Source organism: Janthinobacterium sp. UMAB-56 (assembly GCF_900095265.1).
In the GTDB taxonomy this organism is placed as follows: Bacteria; Pseudomonadota; Gammaproteobacteria; order Burkholderiales; family Burkholderiaceae_D; genus Janthinobacterium.
On record NZ_LT607678.1, the window covers coordinates 1 to 17,582 of the forward strand.

Sequence of the window (17,582 nt, forward strand, 5' to 3'; positions counted from 1 at the left end):
GCCGCGCGCCGTGCTGGCGCAGCAGATGGTGATGCGCCTGAAAGACAGCGGCTACGCGGCCAAAGTGGTCGAGAAGGACAATGCCACTCTGGTGGCCGCCAAGCGGGGCGCGGCCAATAAATGGGGCTATATCTTTGCCCACGGCGCCATCGTCATCATTTGCGTGGGCGGCTTGCTCGATTCGGAAATGCCGATCCGCGTACAGCAGTGGTTCTTTGGCAAGACGCCATTTTCCGGCAGCGGCGTGATCGCCGACATTCCCGCCCAGCACCGTTTGAGCCTGTCGAATCCCACTTTCCGCGGCAACACCATGATTCCGGAAGGCTCGTCGAGCAACACGGCCATCATTCCTCAGGCCGACGGCGTGCTGATCCAGGACCTGCCCATCACCATCCTGCTGAAAAAATTCCACATCGATTTCTACAGCACGGGCATGCCCAAGCTGTTTGCCAGCGATGTCGTCATCACCGATCATGAAACGGGGAAAAGTTTCCCTGCAACTATCAAGGTTAACCAGCCGCTGCTGTACAAGGGCTTGGCCCTGTACCAGTCCAGCTTTGAAGATGGCGGCAGCAAGCTCAAGTTGACTGGTTTTCCCATGACGGGCAAGACGACGAAACGCTTCGATATCGGCGGCGAAGTGGGCGGCAGCACGCCGCTCGAGCGCAGCGATGGCAATTCCTACACGGTGGAATGGTCGGGTTTCCGTCCCTTCAACGTGGAAAACCTCAGCGCCGGCCAGGATGTGCGCGCCGTCAGCAAGGCGGAAAGTTTCAACGAGAAATTTGCCGTCGGCCTGGACAAGCGCCTCGGTTCGGCTGCGAAGAACGCACATAACAAGGATCTCAAGAACGTGGGTCCCTCGGTGCAATACAAATTGCGCGACAAGACAGGCCAGGCGCGCGAGTACCAGAACTACATGCAGCCCGTTACCGTGGACGGCACGACGGTGTTCCTGGCCGGCATGCGGGTCAACCCCAGCGACCCGTTCAGCTATCTGCGCATTCCCGCCGATGACAATTACAGCGTAAACGAGTGGATGCGTTTGCGTGCCGCGCTGCAAGATCCCGCGTTGCGCCAGCAGGCCGCCACGCGCTATGCGGCCCGCGCCATGCCGCAGGCGGGTGCGGAAGCCTTGCGCGGCCAGTTGCAGGAATCGGCGGCGAAAAGCCTGGGCATCTTTGCCGGCAATGGGCAAGAGGGTGGTTTCCTGGCCATTTCGCGTTTCCTGGAGAAAATTCCTGCTGCCGAGCAAGAAAAAGCGGCCGATATCTTCATGAAAATTTTGAATGGCAGCCTGTGGGACTTGTGGCAGGCGGCGCGCGCCCAGGATGGCTTGAAAGCCATCGAAGCCGATGACAAGCACGGCCGCTTCCTGCAACTGGCCACGAATGCGCTGTCCGACAGCTTCTTCTATGGCGCGCCCGTGTATCTGCAACTCGACGATTTCACGGAAATCAAGGCGTCCGTGCTGCAAGTGACGCGTTCGCCGGGCAAGAGCGTGGTGTACCTCGGTTGCCTGTTCCTCGTGATCGGCGTGTTTTCCATGTTTTATATCCGCGAGCGCCGCTTGTGGGTGTGGATCAAGGATGGCGAGGGCGGCAGCGAGGCGCTGATGGCCATGAGCACGCAACGCAAGACCCTGGATTTTGAAAAAGAATTTGAGACTTTGAAGGCAAAGCTGCCGCAATCGGCGTAAGCTGCGCTGTGTCTGGGACGCTTGCGCGTCGCCGGGAATGGAGAAAATATGGAATTGGCAAACAAGCAAATTTATACGCAGGAACCAGGATTTTTCAAGCGCCTGAGCCCGATCGATTGGCTGTATGGCGCCGGCTTGCTGGCGGCCTCCCTGTTCGGCCTGATGCGTTTTGGCGCCTTCATGGATATCTATGAAAAGGCTATCCTGCTGGCAGCGGCGCCCACGTTTGCGTGGCTGGGCTGGCACTGGAAGCCCGTGCGCTGGCTGATCCCGCTGGCGGCCGTGCTGTCGCTGTTCGCCATCGAACTGTACGCCGGCCATCTGGAGATGGCGAACCAGAAATTTTTCCTGAAATACCTCTTGTCGAGCCAGTCCGCCATCTTGTGGATGGGTACCCTGTTCGTGCTGTCGACCCTGTTCTACTGGATCGGCCTGGTGGCGCGCTCGGAATTCGGCTCCTCGGTCGGCTCCCTGCTGTGCTGGGCCGCCGTGGTGATGGGCCTGACGGGCATGCTGGTGCGCTGGTACGAGTCATACCTGATCGGTGCCGACGTGGGCCATATTCCCGTGTCGAACCTGTATGAAGTGTTCATCCTGTTTTCCCTGATCACGGCCATGTTCTACCTGTACTACGAGCAGCATTATGCGACACGCCAGTTGGGTGCCTTCGTCATGCTGGTCATTTCGGCGGCCGTCGTGTTCCTGATGTGGTACACGGTCACGCGCGACGCGGCCGAAATCCAGCCGCTGGTGCCGGCCCTGCAAAGCTGGTGGATGAAGATCCACGTGCCCGCCAACTTCATCGGCTATGGCACGTTCGCGCTGTCGGCCATGGTGGCGGCGGCGTATCTGCTCAAGTCGAGCGGCTACCTGGCCGACCGCCTGCCGTCGCTGGAAGTGCTCGACGACGTGATGTACAAGGCCATTTCCGTGGGCTTCGCTTTCTTTACGGTAGCGACCATCCTGGGCGCGTTGTGGGCGGCCGAAGCGTGGGGCGGCTACTGGTCGTGGGACCCGAAAGAAACCTGGGCGCTGATCGTCTGGCTCAACTATGCAGCCTGGCTGCACATGCGCTTGATGACGGGCTTGCGCGGCCGCGTTGCCGCCTGGTGGGCGCTGGTGGGCTTGCTGGTGACGACGTTTGCCTTCCTGGGCGTCAACATGTTCCTTTCCGGCTTGCATTCTTACGGCAAGTTGTAATTGATTTTTGCATGACAGAAGCGTCATGAACGGCCCGGAAAAACTGGTGTAAGGTATATCCAATCACCTTTTTCCGGAGCCGCCATGTTGATCAAGCGCAGTCCCAACGGCATTGAGTTGCCGTATTCTTCCGAAATCACGCCGCGCGCCGTGTTTGAATCGCGCCGCAGCTTCATCAAGCAAATCGCCCTGGGCTCCGTATCCAGCGCGGCCTTGCTGGAAATGGCCAGCCGCGAAGCGTTCGCGCAAGGCACGAATCCCAAGCTGGCTGCCAAGCTCAATCCCGCCTATTCGGCGCTGGAAAAGCAGACGGCCTATAAAGACGCCACCAGCTACAACAATTTCTACGAATTTGGCACGGACAAGAGCGACCCGGCGCAAAACGCCGGCACCCTGCGCACGCGGCCGTGGACAGTCAGTATCGAAGGCGAAGTGAAAAAGCCGATGACGCTCGACCTCGATGCCTTGCTGAAGCTGGCGCCGCTGGAGGAGCGCGTGTACCGGCTGCGCTGCGTGGAAGGCTGGTCGATGGTGATTCCCTGGATCGGTTATTCCTTCTCGGAAATCATCAAGAAGGTCGAGCCGACGGGCAATGCCAAGTACGTGGAATTCATCACCCTGGCCGACAAGAAGCAGATGCCGGGCGTGGGCAGCAGAGTGCTGCAGTGGCCCTATACGGAAGGCTTGCGCATCGATGAGGCGAACCATCCGCTGGCGCTGCTGACCCTGGGCATGTATGGCGAAACCTTGCCGAACCAGAATGGCGCGCCCGTCCGCATGGTGTTGCCGTGGAAATATGGTTTCAAGTCCGCCAAATCCATCGTCAAGATTCGTTTCGTCAAGGAACAGCCGCGCACGTCCTGGAACCTGTCGGCGCCGTCCGAATACGGTTTTTACTCGAATGTGAACCCGAACGTCGACCATCCGCGCTGGTCGCAGGCTTCCGAACGGCGCATCGGCGAAGACGGTTTTCTCACCCGCAAGCGCAAGACCCTGATGTTCAACGGCTACAACGATGTTGCTTCCTTGTACGCAGGCATGGATCTGAAGAAGTTCTTTTAAGGAAAAACCATGGCCCTCAACCCCACGCCAAGACAATTGTCGCTATTCAAAAGCCTGATCTTTTTGCTGGCGCTGCTGCCGTTTGCACGCATGGTGTGGCTGACGTACACGGGGCAACTGGTGGAGCCGCTGGAATTCATCACGCGCGGCACGGGCGACTGGACCCTGTATTTCCTGTGCATCAGCCTAGCCGTCACGCCCTTGCGCCGCCTCACGCAATGGAATTGGCTGATCAAGTTGCGGCGCATGCTGGGCCTGTTTGCATTTTTCTACGCCGCGCTGCACTTCACCACCTTCCTGTGGTTCGATCACTTTTTTGACGTGCAGGAAATGTGGAAGGATGTGCTCAAGCGCCCGTTCATCACCGTGGGTTTTATTGCCTTTGTCTTGCTCATTCCGTTGGCCGTGACGAGCACGAATGGCATGGTGAAACGCCTCGGTGGCAAGCGCTGGCAGTGGCTGCACAGGCTGATCTATGTCATCGCGCCGCTGGGCATCTTGCACTTCTGGTGGATGAAGGCGGGCAAGCACAATTTCGCGCAACCTATCCTGTTTGGCAGTATCGTCGCGCTATTGCTGCTCATCCGCGTGTATTTTGCCTGGAGCAAGCGCGTAAAAAACGCCAGGGCGGCGAATGCCGCCACCCCGGTGCGTTCCGTTTAAGTAGCAGGCACGATGACTGGTGGCGGCGGCACGGGCGCCGGTTCGACCGGACCTTTGGCTGGCGCGCCCTTGACCGCTGGCGGCTTGGGCAGGTACAGGGGGCCGGGCTGGCCGCAGCCGGCCAGGACGCTAGAAACCACAATGGCGGTGCCGATATAAAACGCTGAGGATGACTTCACGATTAGAATCACGGTTTGATTAAGATCTTTGGAGTGTAGCATGAGCGAATCGGAATTCCTGGCCCTGGCCGAAGCCACCCTGACCCAGATCGAGGCGGCGCTGGACCGGCTGAACGATGAAGACGTGCTCGACGTCGAATGCAGCCGCAGCGGCAATGTACTGGAAATCGAGTTCATCGATAACGGCACGAAAATCATCGTCAACAGCCAGGCCCCCATGCGCGAAATGTGGGTGGCCGCCCGTTCCGGCGGTTTCCACTACAAGCGCGTGGGCGACGAGTGGCGCAACACGCGCGACGGTTCGGAACTGTTTGCGGCCCTGTCAACCATGGCCAGCGAGCAGGCGGGTGCATCCGTAGTCCTGAAATAAGCTTTTCGTCGCGGCAATTAAAAAGGGCAGACTTTGCAGTCTGCCCTTTTTACATCAAGCGATCTTAGAACAGTTCATTCTTGACGGCTTCCTTGGCTTTTTCTTCCTCCGGCGTGCCGCGCGCCGCGCCTTCCAGGCTGCCTACGCCCGTGCCCGGCGGATTTTCTGCATAGTAATATTCGTCGCCCACGCGGATCAGGCCTTCCGGTACGGCGCGTTCCTCGACGGGAATGCTTTTCAGGGCTTTCGCCATATAGTTGATCCAGATCGGCAAGGCCAGGCCGCCGCCCGTTTCCCGGTTGCCCAGGTTGCGCGGCTGGTCGTAGCCGATCCAGGCGATGCCCACCAGCTTGGCCTGGTAGCCGGCGAACCAGGCATCGATGGAATCGTTGGTCGTGCCTGTCTTGCCGGCCAGGTCAGGACGCTTCAAGGCCATGGCCTTGGTCGCCGTGCCGAAGCGCACGACGTCGTTGAGCATGCTGTTCATCATGAAGGCATTGCGCTCATCGATGACTCTGTTGGCTTCCTCGCCCGCCAGGTCCGGCTTGGCTTGCGACAGGATATTGCCATCGCTATCGGTCACCTTGGCGATCAGGTAAGGGTTGATCTTGTAGCCGCCATTGGCGAACACGGCATAAGCGCCCGCCATCTGCAGCGGCGTCACATTGCCGGCGCCCAGGGCCAGCGTCAGGTAGGGTGGATTCTTGTCCGCGTCAAAGCCGAAGCGCGTCGCGTATTCCTGGCCATATTTGGCGCCGATCTTGTGCAGGATGCGGATGGAAATCATGTTTTTCGATTTCATCAGGCCCTTGCGCATGGTCATCGGGCCATCGTATTTGCTGTCATAGTTCTTCGGTTCCCAGGCCTGGCCGCCCGTCTGGCCCGCATCGAACGAGATAGGCGCATCGTTGATGATGGTGGCCGGCGACAGGCCACGCTCCAGCGACGCGGAATAGATGAAGGGCTTGAAGGCGGAACCGGGCTGGCGCCAGGCCTGCGTGACGTGGTTGAACTTGTTGCGGTTGTAATCGAAGCCGCCCACCATCGCGCGGATGGCGCCGTCCGTGGTGCTGGCCGAGACGAACGCCGATTGCACTTCCGGCATCTGCGTCAAGACCCAGGCATTGCCTTCTTGCATGACGCGGATCACGGCGCCGCGCTTGATGCGGCGATTCGGTGCCGCTTTTTCCGACAGCCAGGCCGCCCCGAAGGTCAGGCCGGGGCCGGTAATGGTGATTTCCTCGCCGGCCGAGGTCACTGCTTGCAACGATTTCGGCGACGCTTGCAGCACCATGGCGGCGATGATGTCGTCGCTGTCAGGGTGGTCGGCCAGTTCCGTCTCGATCGCGTCATCGGCTTCGGCCTTGGTTTTAGGAATCTCGATATACGCTTCCGGGCCGCGGTAGCCGTGGCGTTTCTCGTAATCCATCACGCCCTTGCGCAAGGCGATGTAGGCGGCGTCCTGGTCGGCCTTGGTGATGGTGGTGTAGACGTTCAGGCCGCGCGTATAGGTATCTTCCTTGAATTGCTCGTAGACCAGCTGGCGCGCCATTTCCGACACGTATTCCGCGTGCACGCCGAAGGCGCTGCTGTCGGTTTTTACTTTCAGCTCTTCATTCTTGGCTTCAGTGTATTGCTCTGGCGTGATGTAGCCCAGCTGCGCCATGCGCTGCAGGATATATTGCTGGCGCATGCGCGCGCGTTTCGGATTGACGACAGGGTTGTAGGCGGACGGCGCCTTTGGCAAGCCGGCCAGCATGGCCGCTTCGGCCACGGTCAGGTCCCGGATATTCTTGCCAAAATAGATTTGCGCGGCGGAGGCGAAACCGTAGGCGCGCTGTCCCAGATAAATCTGGTTCATATACACTTCCAGGATCTGATCCTTGCTGAGGTTTTTCTCGATCTTCCAGGCCAGCAAGACTTCATATGCCTTGCGTTTCAAGGTCTGTTCGCTGGACAGGAAGAAGTTGCGCGCCACCTGCTGCGTGATGGTCGAGGCGCCTTGCTTGGCGCCGCCCGTCAGGTTGTGCAGGGCCGCGCGCGTGATGCCCAGGTAATCGACGCCGCCATGTTCATAGAAGCGGTCATCTTCGATGGCCAGCACGGCTTTCTTCATGACATCGGGAATATCCTTGATATGCACCATGTTGCGCCGTTCTTCACCGAACTCGCCGATCAGCACACTGTCGGACGTGAACACGCGCAGCGGCATTTTCGGCTTGTAATCGGTCAAGGTATCGAGCGCCGGCAGGTTGGGATAGGCCATGGCCAGGCCAAAGACCACCAGCAAGACGCCGACGATGCCCAGGCCCAGCAGCGATACCAGTGCCATCAGCAGAAAACGTTTGGGTTTGCTGCCCTTGGTGGGCGGCTTCGAGCCAGCGGAGCCAGCGGAGTTTGAAGATGTCATGCGTCGTATGTCTTTCGGTTAATTATGCCGGTCAATTATAAGCGAGCTTGCCGGGGTGGCAGCGCGCCGTGGCGCTTGCCGGTGGCAGTCGAAATTTGCCGATACTCTATATAAGCGTGTATTGGCCCGCTGGCAACCAGGATTTGGTAACAATTATTCTGCGCCAGATCACGGCCCTGCCAGATAGGCGCCGCGCGCAGCAGACTCCGGTGTGAAATCCGTATACAAACCAGCGCTGCCGGGACTAGGCTTGCGGATGGCAGCACCCCCTCCTACGCTGACGTTTCTCAATGAAAAACATGTCCATCCGCAATTTTCTTGGCATCGGCTTGCTGGGCGTCGACATCGCGGACGATGCCGTGCGCGTGGTCGAGTTGAGGCGCAGGCGGGGAACACTGTCGTGCCGGCATTGCGGCGCTGCGACGCTGGCGCCCGGCGTGGTACTGGAGGGCAATGTCGAAGACATGGTGGGCCTGGCCGATGCCCTGCGCCAGGCCCACCGCGACAGTGGCAGCGCCTGCACGCGGGTGGCGCTGGCCATGCCGGCCACGGCCCTGATCACGCATGCGATCCGCCTGCCCGCCGGATTGCCGGAGGAACAGCTGGAAATCCTCGTGGAACTGGAAGCGGCGCAATACATGCCGTTTGCGCTGGAAGACGCCAGCCTGGATTTTTTCATTCTAGGCCCCGCGCCACCGCTGGCCGACACGACAGACAAGGAGGTCGAGGTGCTGCTGGTGGCGGCGCGGCGCGCCAGCGTGCAGCGCCGTCTCGATGCGGCCAGGGCGGCGGGTTTGCTTGCCGTCGTCATGGATAGCGAGGCGCTGGCCTTGCAGGCGGCGCTCGCGCAGGCTGGCTGGCAAGCCTTGCCCGACGGTGGCGTGGCGTACCAGCTGGCCTGGGGTCTGGCCTTGCACCGGTACGTACGATGTTGAACCCGGGGCAAGTGCAACGCATCAACCTTTTGCCGTATCGCCAGGCGGCACGGCGCAGACGTATTCGGTTGCTGCTGTGGCAACTGGCGGGTGGGGCGCTGCTGGGCTTGCTGCTGGCCCTGGCGGCAGGCGCCTGGCTGCGCTATCAACTCGACGTGCAACTGCGCCGCCAGGAGGGCTGGCGCAGTGCCATGCAGCAGGTCGATGTCGTGCTTGTTACCGGACATCGGGTGCAAGGCGAGACGGCGGCGCTGTTGCTGCGCCAGCAAGCCATGGCCCGTTTGCAAGAGCAGCGCAATGCCTGGGTGCGCATGCTGGACGCGCTGGCGCGGGCGATGCCGGCTGGTGTCGCCTTGCATGGCGTGCACCAGGAAACGGCGATGGTGCGCTTGCAGGGGACGGCAGTGTCGCAGGACAAGGTCGCGGCACTGCTGCTGGCGCTGGATCAAGCGGCGCCATGGTCCCGGCCGGAATTGCTGGAAGTGCGGCTGGAAGGGCCCGGCGCGGCCGATGGCGCCGTGGAATGGACGGTACGGCTGGCTTTGGCACCCTAGCCCTGGAGGTTGATCATGCTGAGCTTGAAGACTGCGTCGCTGTGGCCACTACCCGCGCGCTTCGCTTGTGCCGCCCTGGCCGGTACGCTGATGGCGGCCCTGCTGCACCTTGCGTGGCTGGATGGACTGCGTGCGGCCGTGCAGGTGGCGCAAGGCGAGGAGGCCCGCTTGCGCGCCGCTTATCTGTCGGCGCAGGCCAGGGCGAAGCAGTTGCCGCAATGGCGCGCACAGCTGCGCCAGGCCAGCGCCGAGCTGGCCCTGCTGGAACAGCAATTGCCGGACCAGCAAGCGATGGCGCTGCTGTTGACGCAGATTAATGCGGCAGGCCAGTCGCGCGGGCTGCAGTTTTCGCTGTTCAAGCCGGGCGCGCCCCAGCCGCAAGCGCCGTATGTCGCCTTGCCGATCACCATACAGTTGCGCGGCGGCTATCACGCCATGGGCGCGCTGCTGGCGGACCTGGCGCGCCTGCCGCGCATCGTCACGGTGCATGCGTTGGCCTTGACCCTTGGCAAGGATCGCTTGCTGACCCTCGATGCCGTGCTGCACGCGTATCGCTTGCCTGAAGCAGGGGAACGGCTAGCGCAAGCAGCTTTGGCGCCCAAGGCAGGCACGCCTGCGCCCGCAGCAGCATGGCGCCCGCTCGCCGTTGTCGCGCCGCAGCCGTACGCGGCGGCCGCCCTGGCCGATCCTTTTGCTGCCTTGCCGCCAGCCAAGGCGCCGGGGCAGCGCGGCGCCGTGACGGGGCCCGACCTGCGGCGTGTGCGCGAACCGCTGGAAAGCGTGGCCTTGCCTGCCATCAGCATGGTGGGCAGCGTGCAACAGGACGGGCGCCTGAGCGCGCTGCTGCTGGCGGGCCAGCGCGTGTACCGGGTGGCGCTGGGCCAGTACTTGGGGCAGGACCACGGCGTGGTGACGGACATCAGTGAACAGGCCGTGCACTACCGTGAACTGCTGCGCGAGGCGGATGGCCCATGGCGCGAGCGGCGCGGCAGCCTGGCCTTGCAGGTGGCGGGGGCGGGTGCGAAGGCTGGCTTGCCCGAGGCGGCGCCATGAGGTCGCGCCGCATAGTCCTGGCCGCCATGCTGTGTCTGCATGTCAGCAGCCTCGCCCAAGAGGCCGTGGTGCACGTGTCGGCACCGCGTTTGTACACGGGCGAGAAGATTTCCGTCGATTTCCAGAACGTGGGCGTGCGCGCAGCCCTGCACATCCTGGCCGATGCGTCGGGGCAAAACATCATCGCCAGCGACAGCGTGGCGGGCAATGTGACCATGCGCCTGCGCGACTTGCCGTGGGACCAGGCGCTCGACGTGCTGCTGCAGGCCAAGGGCCTGGACATGCGGCGCAATGGCAATGTGCTGTGGATCGCGCCGCGCGAGGAAATGCTGGCGCGCGAAAAACTGGAGCTCGAAACGCGCGCGCAGATCGCGGAACTCGAACCCTTGCAATCAAACATCTTCCAGCTCAATTACCAGAAGGCCGAAGCCTTCCGCACGGTGTTCGGCCTGGACGCGGGGGAAGGGCGCAGCCGGCTGCTGTCGCGCCGAGGCAGCGTGCTGATCGAGCCGCGCACCAATCAGTTGTTCGTGACCGACGTGCCGGCACGACTGGAGCAGATCCGTCAGTTGATCGCCAAGACAGATATTGCTACGCGACAAGTGATGATCGAGGCGCGCATCGTCGAGGCGAACGATAGTTTCAGCCGCAACCTGGGCGCGCGCCTGGGTTTCACGGACCAGCGCCTGGCGGCGGGCCAGTTACCGGGCTTTTCCCTGGGCGGCAGCGGGCGCCGCGCGGCCATCGGCGGCAACTACCAGGGCGTGGGCGAGGCGACGGGGCAAACGGTGGCCGGCGCCGGCGCCTTCGTGCCGAACACGCAATTCGTCAACTTGCCGGCCGCCAGCATCAACGGCATGCCGCCGGCCAGTTTCGCCCTGAGCCTGTTTTCGGCGGCCGCCAACCGCTTCCTGAACCTGGAACTGTCGGCGCTGGAAGCCGACGGCAAGGGCAAGATCATTTCCAGTCCCCGCGTGGTAACGGCCGACAAGGTATTGGCGCTGATCGAGCAGGGTATCGAATTGCCCTACCAGGTGGCCACCAGCAGCGGCGCCACGTCGATCACGTTTCGCAAGGCGAATTTGCGCCTGGAAGTGACGCCGCAGATCACGCCGGACGGCAACGTGGTGCTGGAAGTGGACGTCAACAAGGATAGCGTGGGCCAGGAAACGCGTTCCGGCTTCGCCATCGACACCAAGCACGTGCGCACGCAAGTGATGGTGGAAGACGGCGGCACGGTGGTGCTGGGCGGCATTTATCAGCAGTCCGAACGGGGCACGGACAGCAAGGTGCCGATTCTTGGCGATATCCCGGTACTCGGTGTTTTTTTCCGCAGCACGGGTCGCAGTCAAGAAAAAACGGAACTGATGGTGTTTATTACGCCGAAAATAGTGGCAGATCGGCCAGCAACACGTTAATGTCACATCTTTACGTTTAAGTAACAATGCAAACGAAAGCGGACTGATGGCGACTATGCGGAATGTATCTTGGGGCAACACTTATTGGAGTCGGGTATCGAACTGGCTGGTCTTGCTGGCGCTGGGCACCTTGCTGGCAGCGTGTGGCGGCGGTGGGGGGGATCCGACCCTGGGTGTCAAGGATGGCGCGAATGCCGGTGTCGGCAGTGTGGTATTGGTTGCTGGCGCAACAACGATTCTTGCATCGGGCGCGGACGGTACGGAAGTCGTGTTGACGGCAGTGGTGAAAAATCCCGGCAATAATGCCATGACAGGGCAAACGGTGACTTTCACCGCCAGTTCCGGCACCATCAGCAATACCAACCGCGTGACCGATGCCAATGGCACGGTGACGGAAAAACTCAGCGTGAAAGGCGATGCGAGCCTGCGCGACATCACCATCAAGGCCAGCAGCGGCGGCGTTGAGTCTGCCCCCGTGGTGGTGAAGGTGGTGCCAGCCGCATCGGGTATAGCTACTCTGCTGTTGACTTCCTCCGGTGGCACCTTGGCATCATCGGGCGGTACCGCTGTCAATGTCATCGCGTTTGTTAAGGATGCCAATAACGCGATAGTGCCCAATGCCAACGTCACCTTCAAGGCCGATTCGGGTGCGCTGGGCGCGACGGTGGTCAGCACCAATGCGCAAGGGCAGGCCGTCGTCAGCCTCAATACGGGGGGCGACGCCAGCCTGCGCACGATCAAGGTCACGGCCAGCGCAGGTGCGCAGACGGCCAGCACGGACATCGGCGTCAGCGGCACCCGGCTGGTCATCACTGCCTTTTCGACGGTGAACCTGAAGACGAGTACAGACATGGTGGTCAAGCTGGTCGATTCCAGCGGCAATCCCCTCATCGGCAAGCCCGTGACATTCAGCGCCCGGAGTAATGCCCTCACGGTCAAAGGTGGCGGCGCCAGTCCTGCGTTGACCGACAACAACGGCCAACTGGTGTTGAGCTACAACGCCCAGGCGGGTAGCAGCGACAGCATCAGTGTCAAGGCGCAGGGTGACAGTGTCGTGTTACCTATTGCAATCAATGCATCGAACTTCACGATCAATGCCGTGTCGGGCGGCAACGTTGCGTTGACCACACTGAACACGAATACCTGTTATGGCGTGATGGTGCATAGCGACGTGGCTGGCGTGCCACAAACGGGCAGTGTGCGTTTCAGTACGTCGCGCGGCGCCATGTACCAGGATGCCGCCTGCGGCACGCCGTTGCAGGCGCCGTTGGCGCTGGTGGGAGGCAATGCCATCGCTTACGTACAGGCCAGCGGCGCCGGCCTGACCGCCCTGACGGCGCAGTACGAAGGCAGCGGCGCCTCGGTACAGTCGGAAGTGGAGTTCGTTGCGCCATTGACGGCCCAGTCCACGATCAGCCTGCAAGCCGACCCGGCGGTCATCGGCGCCAATACGGCCGGCAGCACGGCGCAGCGCAGCGCATTGCGTGCCATCGTGCGCGATGGTACGGTGGAAAACAACCTGGTCAAGAATGCCCAGGTGAGCTTTTCGATCCAGGCCGATGCCAGCAATGGCTCCCTGAGTTCGCCTTCGCTGGTCGTCACCGACAGCGACGGCGTGGCCACGGTCAGCTATATCGCGGGGCAGGGCACCACCGGTGTCGATGGCGTCGTTGTCAAGGCGCAACTGCAGGGCGTATCAAGCAATACGGCCACGGTCAAGCTGACGGTGACGAAAAAGTCGCTGTTCATCAGCGCCGGCAGCGGCAACGCGCTCGATGCCTCCGACAGCAGCACCTACCGCAAGACGTATAGCGTGTTTGTGACGGATGCCGCCGGCAACCCTGTGCCGGACGTGATCATCACGGCCGCCGCCTGGCCCCGCTATTATTACAAGGGTTATTTGCAATATTCCCTGGCTGCCACCTCGTGGATCGTTGTGAGGACAGCGGACGCGTGTGACAATGAAGACAGGGATCGTAGCGGCGCCATCAATCCGAATAACGATATCAACCTGAATGGCCGGCTCGACCCGGGTATTCCGCTCAATCTGTCGACCGGCGGCAAGACCGACAGCACGGGAACGGCGATCGTCACCTTGACTTATCCGCGCGACAGGGCCAACTGGCTGGACGTCGAATTGACGATTCGTGGCAATAGTTCCGGGACGGAGGCAACTTATGTCGGTTACACTTTGCTTCCGGGGCTCAATACGGACTTCAATCGTCCGGATACTGCACCGCCTGGCGTTGTCAGTCCATATGGGCAGGCCACTGAATGTCGTAATCCAAATTAATTGTCGCAGCACATGCAAAATCTGTTTTTAGTAGGCCTCATGGGCGCAGGCAAAACCACCATCGGGCGCATCCTGGCCCGCAAGCTGGGCTTGCGCTTTGTCGATTCCGACCACGAAATCGAGGCACGCACGGGAGCGAGCATTCCGTGGATCTTTGAAATCGAGGGGGAAGCGAGCTTTCGCCGGCGCGAGGCCGAGGTCATCCGCGACCTGAGCGCCCAGGAAGGCATCGTCATGGCCACCGGCGGCGGCGCCATTCTCAATGCCGACAGCCGCGCCTACCTGAAGGAGCGGGGCACGGTGGTGTACCTGCGCGCCAGCGTCAGCAACATCCTGGCGCGCACCAGCCACGACAAGAATCGCCCCCTGCTGCAGACGGCCGACCCGCGCCGCAAGCTGGAAGAATTGACGTCGCAGCGCGAGCCCCATTACATGGAAGTGGCCGACATTGTGATCGACACTGGCCGTCCTAACGTACAATCGATGGTCCAGACCATCCTGATGCAGTTGGCCAGCCTCGAATGCGAGGCTTCGCCCAACTGCGTCATTCATGCAGAGCCTTCGATGAACGAGCAATCCAAAATGTTGTTGAGCGTAGACCTCGACGAACGCAGTTATCCGATCGCCATCGGTCCCGGCCTGCTGGCCGACGCCGATGCGCTGCTGCGCCATATCAGTGGCCACAAGGTGGCCATCGTCACCAATACCACCATCGCGCCCCTGTACCTTGGCCGCCTGCAGGCGGCGCTGGCCAGCGATGGCCGCGAAGTGATTTGCATCGTCTTGCCGGACGGCGAAGAATATAAAAACTGGGCCAGCCTGATGCAGATCTTCGACGCGCTGCTGGCCAATAAATGCGACCGCAAGACCACCCTGGTAGCGTTGGGCGGCGGCGTGATCGGCGACCTGACCGGCTATGCGGCCGCCAGCTATATGCGTGGCATCGGCTTCGTGCAGGTGCCAACCACCTTGCTGGCGCAGGTCGATTCCTCCGTCGGCGGCAAGACGGGTATCAACCACCCCTTGGGCAAGAACATGATCGGCGCCTTCTACCAGCCGCGCGCCGTGATCGCCGATACCTCGACCCTGGAAACCCTGCCGGCGCGCGAGCTGTCGGCCGGCCTGGCCGAAGTGATCAAGCATGGCGCCATCATCGATGCCGCGTTTTTCGACTGGATCGAAGCGAACATGGTCAAGCTGATGGCGCGCGACAAGGGCGCGCTGGCGTATGCGATTGCCCGTTCGTGCGAAATCAAGGCCGACGTGGTGCGCCAGGATGAACGCGAAGGCGGCTTGCGCGCCATCCTGAACTTCGGCCATACCTTCGGCCATGCCATCGAGGCGGGCCTGGGCTATGGCCACTGGCTGCATGGCGAAGCCGTCGGCTGCGGCATGGTGATGGCGGCCGACCTGTCGTGCCGCATGGGCTATATCGACCAGTCAGCCGTGGAGCGCGTGCGCGCGCTGGTGGCGGCCGCCGGCCTGCCCGTCAAGGCGCCCGACCTCGGTGTCGAGCGCTGGCTGGAACTGATGGAAGTAGACAAGAAGAACGAGGGCGGCGCCATCAAGTTCATCCTGTTGAAACCACTGGGCAGCCCGTGCATCACGTCCGCGCCGCATGAACTGGTGCTGGCCACTCTGGCCGCTGGAGTGCAGCAAGCATGACCCCCGAAGACTTCCTTGCCCCGTATGCAGCCCATTCGGCACAGGGGCAGGGACGTCGCTTTGTCGAAGCGGCACACGCCTCGCGCAGCCAGTTCCAGCGCGACCGCGACCGCATCATCCATTCCTCGGCCTTCCGCCGCCTCGAATACAAGACCCAGGTTTTTCTCAACCACGAGGGAGACTTGTTCCGCACGCGTCTAACGCATAGCCTGGAAGTGGCGCAAGTGGGCCGCTCCATCGCGCGTAACCTGCGCCTGAACGAAGACCTGGTCGAAGCGATTGCGCTGGCGCATGACCTGGGCCACACGCCATTCGGCCATGTCGGCCAGGATGTGCTCAATGAGTGCATGCAGGAGCACGGCGGCTTCGAGCATAACCTGCAAAGCCTGCGCGTGGTCGATACCCTGGAAGAGCACTACGGCGCCTTCGACGGCTTGAACCTGATGTTCGAGACGCGCGAAGGCATATTGAAACACTGCTCGCTGGCGCATGCGCGCGAACTGGGTCCCGTGGCCCAGCGCTTCATCGACCGCACGCAACCGACCTTGGAAGCGCAGCTGACCAACCTGGCCGATGAAATCGCCTACAACAGCCACGATATCGACGACGGCCTGCGCTCCGGCCTGATCACCATCGCCCAGCTGGAAGAGGTTGAATTTTTCGGCCGCCTGTGGCGCGAGGTGCAGCAGGCGTTTCCCGGCCTGTCGGGCCGGCGCGCCATCTACGAGACCCTGCGCCGCCTGATCACGGCACTGGCCGACGATCTGATCGTCACGTCGAATGCCTTGATCCTTGACGCGGCGCCGCGCGACGTCAGCGAAGTGCGCGCCAGTCCACCGCTGATCCGTTTTTCGGATGCCATGCGCCGTGACGCGACGGAACTGAAGCGCTTTTTGCGGGTGAACCTGTACCGCCACTACCAGGTCAACCGCATGCGCGTCAAAGCGAGCCGCATCGTGCGCGAACTGTACGACAGCTTCATGGCCGAACCGGCCCTGCTGCCGCCCGACTATCAGCTTATTGGCCACGATAGCGATGGCGACGTCACGCAGCAGGCGCGCAAGATCGCCGACTACATCGCCGGCATGACGGACCGCTACGCGATTCGCGAGCACCGCCGCTTGTATTCTCTGGATGAGTTGTAGACCTACTCCCCATTCCCGGTCCTGTCAATTGGCATGATCATCTAGGCTCCCGCACTATCACCCCAATAGCCCCGTAGCACCTTCTTTTCTATCATGGCAGCAAGTCAACAAGGGCTTGCCGCCCATAGTCAAGGAGAGTGTCATGATTGAATCGCGCCGCAGTTTCTTGCGCGCCTTGCCAGCCGTTACCATCGGGGCGGCCATCGCGCCGCTGCCCGGCAAGGCCGCCACCAAGGGCGAAGGCGGCCAGCGCTGGGCGATGGTGGTCGATGTGCAGAAATGCATCGGCTGCCAGGCTTGCACGGTCTCCTGCATCATGGAAAACGCCGTGCCGGAAAACAGCTTCCGTACCGTCGTCTCGACCTATGAAGTGAAGGAAGAGAACCGCTGCGGTACCTACATGCTGCCGCGCCTGTGCAACCACTGCGCCAATCCTCCCTGTATTCCCGTCTGTCCCGTGGGTGCCACCTTTCAGCGCAAGGATGGCGTCGTCGTCGTCGACGGCGACCGCTGCGTGGGCTGCGCCTACTGCGTGCAAGCCTGCCCGTACGACGCGCGCTTCATCAACCACGAAACGGGCAAGGCTGACAAATGCACGTTCTGCGCGCACCGCGTCGACGAAGGCCTGTTGCCGGCCTGCGTGGAAACGTGCGTCGGCGGCGCGCGCATCTTCGGCGACCTGAATGATCCGCAAAGCATGGTGCATCAGCTGCTCACCGAGAACAAGGTGAAGGTGCTGAAACCCGAGCAGGGTACCCAGCCCCACGTGTTTTACCTGGGACTGGATACGCGCTTCGCCGGCCACGTCGAGGGCGAAGCGACACTTTGGCAACCGAGCAAACACGGGAAATAAACCATGGACAGCCACATCACCGAAATTATCAACGTCACGCGCGAAGCGGCATGGCTGCCGTGGGCGGTGCAGTATTTTTTCCT

14 protein-coding genes and 1 pseudogene are annotated in these 17,582 nt (G+C 61.7%); 13 read left to right on the forward strand and 2 right to left on the reverse strand.

What is annotated here, in order from left to right; genetic code table 11:
• The 4 genes from K0F85_RS27585 to K0F85_RS27600 all read left to right on the forward strand — a co-directional run.
• Positions 1-1,699 (forward strand): cytochrome c biogenesis protein ResB (locus tag K0F85_RS27585; protein WP_219119003.1); only part of this gene is annotated, 1,699 nt, incomplete at its 5' end.
• Between the two features lie 48 nt (positions 1,700-1,747).
• Positions 1,748-2,899: a c-type cytochrome biogenesis protein CcsB gene (ccsB, locus tag K0F85_RS27590; RefSeq protein WP_219119004.1), complete on the forward strand. Its 1,152-nt coding sequence runs from the start codon at positions 1,748-1,750 to the stop codon at positions 2,897-2,899.
• A gap of 84 nt (positions 2,900-2,983) precedes the next feature.
• Entirely contained in the window at positions 2,984-3,961 is a 978-nt protein-coding gene (gene msrP, locus K0F85_RS27595; RefSeq protein WP_219119005.1) for a protein-methionine-sulfoxide reductase catalytic subunit MsrP, read from the forward strand.
• Between the two features lie 9 nt (positions 3,962-3,970).
• Complete coding sequence (locus tag K0F85_RS27600) at positions 3,971-4,624, forward strand: sulfite oxidase heme-binding subunit YedZ (protein ID WP_219119006.1); 654 nt, start codon at positions 3,971-3,973, stop codon at positions 4,622-4,624.
• Here the strand turns inward: K0F85_RS27600 and K0F85_RS27605 are convergent.
• On the reverse strand, positions 4,621-4,803 hold the full coding sequence (locus K0F85_RS27605) for a lipoprotein (RefSeq protein WP_219119007.1): 183 nt from the start codon (positions 4,801-4,803) through the stop codon (positions 4,621-4,623). The two genes, K0F85_RS27600 and K0F85_RS27605, sit on opposite strands and share 4 nt — an antisense overlap.
• Positions 4,804-4,843: 40 nt before the next feature.
• Between K0F85_RS27605 and cyaY the strand changes: the two genes are divergently transcribed.
• Entirely contained in the window at positions 4,844-5,173 is a 330-nt protein-coding gene (gene cyaY / locus K0F85_RS27610) for an iron donor protein CyaY (RefSeq protein WP_219119008.1), read from the forward strand.
• Between the two features lie 64 nt (positions 5,174-5,237).
• Here cyaY and K0F85_RS27615 read toward each other — a convergent pair whose 3' ends face one another.
• Positions 5,238-7,583 (reverse strand): penicillin-binding protein 1A, encoded by a 2,346-nt coding sequence (locus K0F85_RS27615; RefSeq protein ID WP_219119009.1) that lies wholly within the window; start codon positions 7,581-7,583, stop codon positions 5,238-5,240.
• Between the two features lie 299 nt (positions 7,584-7,882).
• On the opposite strand from K0F85_RS27615, the gene pilM reads away from it, so the two are divergent.
• The 8 genes and pseudogenes from pilM (at position 7,883) to dsrO (ending at position 17,499) form a co-directional block, all read left to right on the forward strand.
• Complete coding sequence (gene pilM, locus K0F85_RS27620; RefSeq protein ID WP_219119010.1) at positions 7,883-8,518, forward strand: pilus assembly protein PilM; 636 nt, start codon at positions 7,883-7,885, stop codon at positions 8,516-8,518.
• A gap of 68 nt (positions 8,519-8,586) precedes the next feature.
• Positions 8,587-9,072: a PilN domain-containing protein gene (locus K0F85_RS27625; RefSeq protein WP_219119011.1), complete on the forward strand. Its 486-nt coding sequence runs from the start codon at positions 8,587-8,589 to the stop codon at positions 9,070-9,072.
• A gap of 15 nt (positions 9,073-9,087) precedes the next feature.
• Positions 9,088-10,125 carry a pilus assembly protein PilP gene (locus K0F85_RS27630; RefSeq protein ID WP_219119012.1) on the forward strand — a complete coding sequence of 346 codons (1,038 nt, stop codon included), beginning with the start codon at positions 9,088-9,090 and terminating at the stop codon, positions 10,123-10,125.
• Positions 10,126-10,217: 92 nt separating this feature from the next.
• Positions 10,218-11,543, forward strand: a pseudogene (locus K0F85_RS27635) (type IV pilus secretin PilQ); the annotation flags it as partial.
• A 55-nt stretch (positions 11,544-11,598) separates the two neighbouring features.
• Positions 11,599-13,836, forward strand: a complete 2,238-nt coding sequence (locus tag K0F85_RS27640; protein WP_257638202.1) for an Ig-like domain-containing protein — start codon at positions 11,599-11,601, stop codon at positions 13,834-13,836.
• 39 nt (positions 13,837-13,875) lie between these two features.
• The gene (gene aroKB, locus K0F85_RS27645; RefSeq protein WP_374198841.1) at positions 13,876-15,501 is read left to right on the forward strand and encodes a bifunctional shikimate kinase/3-dehydroquinate synthase AroKB; all 1,626 of its coding nucleotides are present in this window, start codon (positions 13,876-13,878) and stop codon (positions 15,499-15,501) included.
• Positions 15,498-16,646 carry a deoxyguanosinetriphosphate triphosphohydrolase gene (locus K0F85_RS27650; protein ID WP_219119016.1) on the forward strand — a complete coding sequence of 383 codons (1,149 nt, stop codon included), beginning with the start codon at positions 15,498-15,500 and terminating at the stop codon, positions 16,644-16,646. Before aroKB ends, K0F85_RS27650 begins: the two co-directional genes overlap by 4 nt.
• Before the next feature lie 142 nt (positions 16,647-16,788).
• Complete coding sequence (dsrO, locus tag K0F85_RS27655) at positions 16,789-17,499, forward strand: sulfate reduction electron transfer complex DsrMKJOP subunit DsrO (protein WP_219119017.1); 711 nt, start codon at positions 16,789-16,791, stop codon at positions 17,497-17,499.
• Positions 17,500-17,582 lie beyond the last annotated feature (83 nt).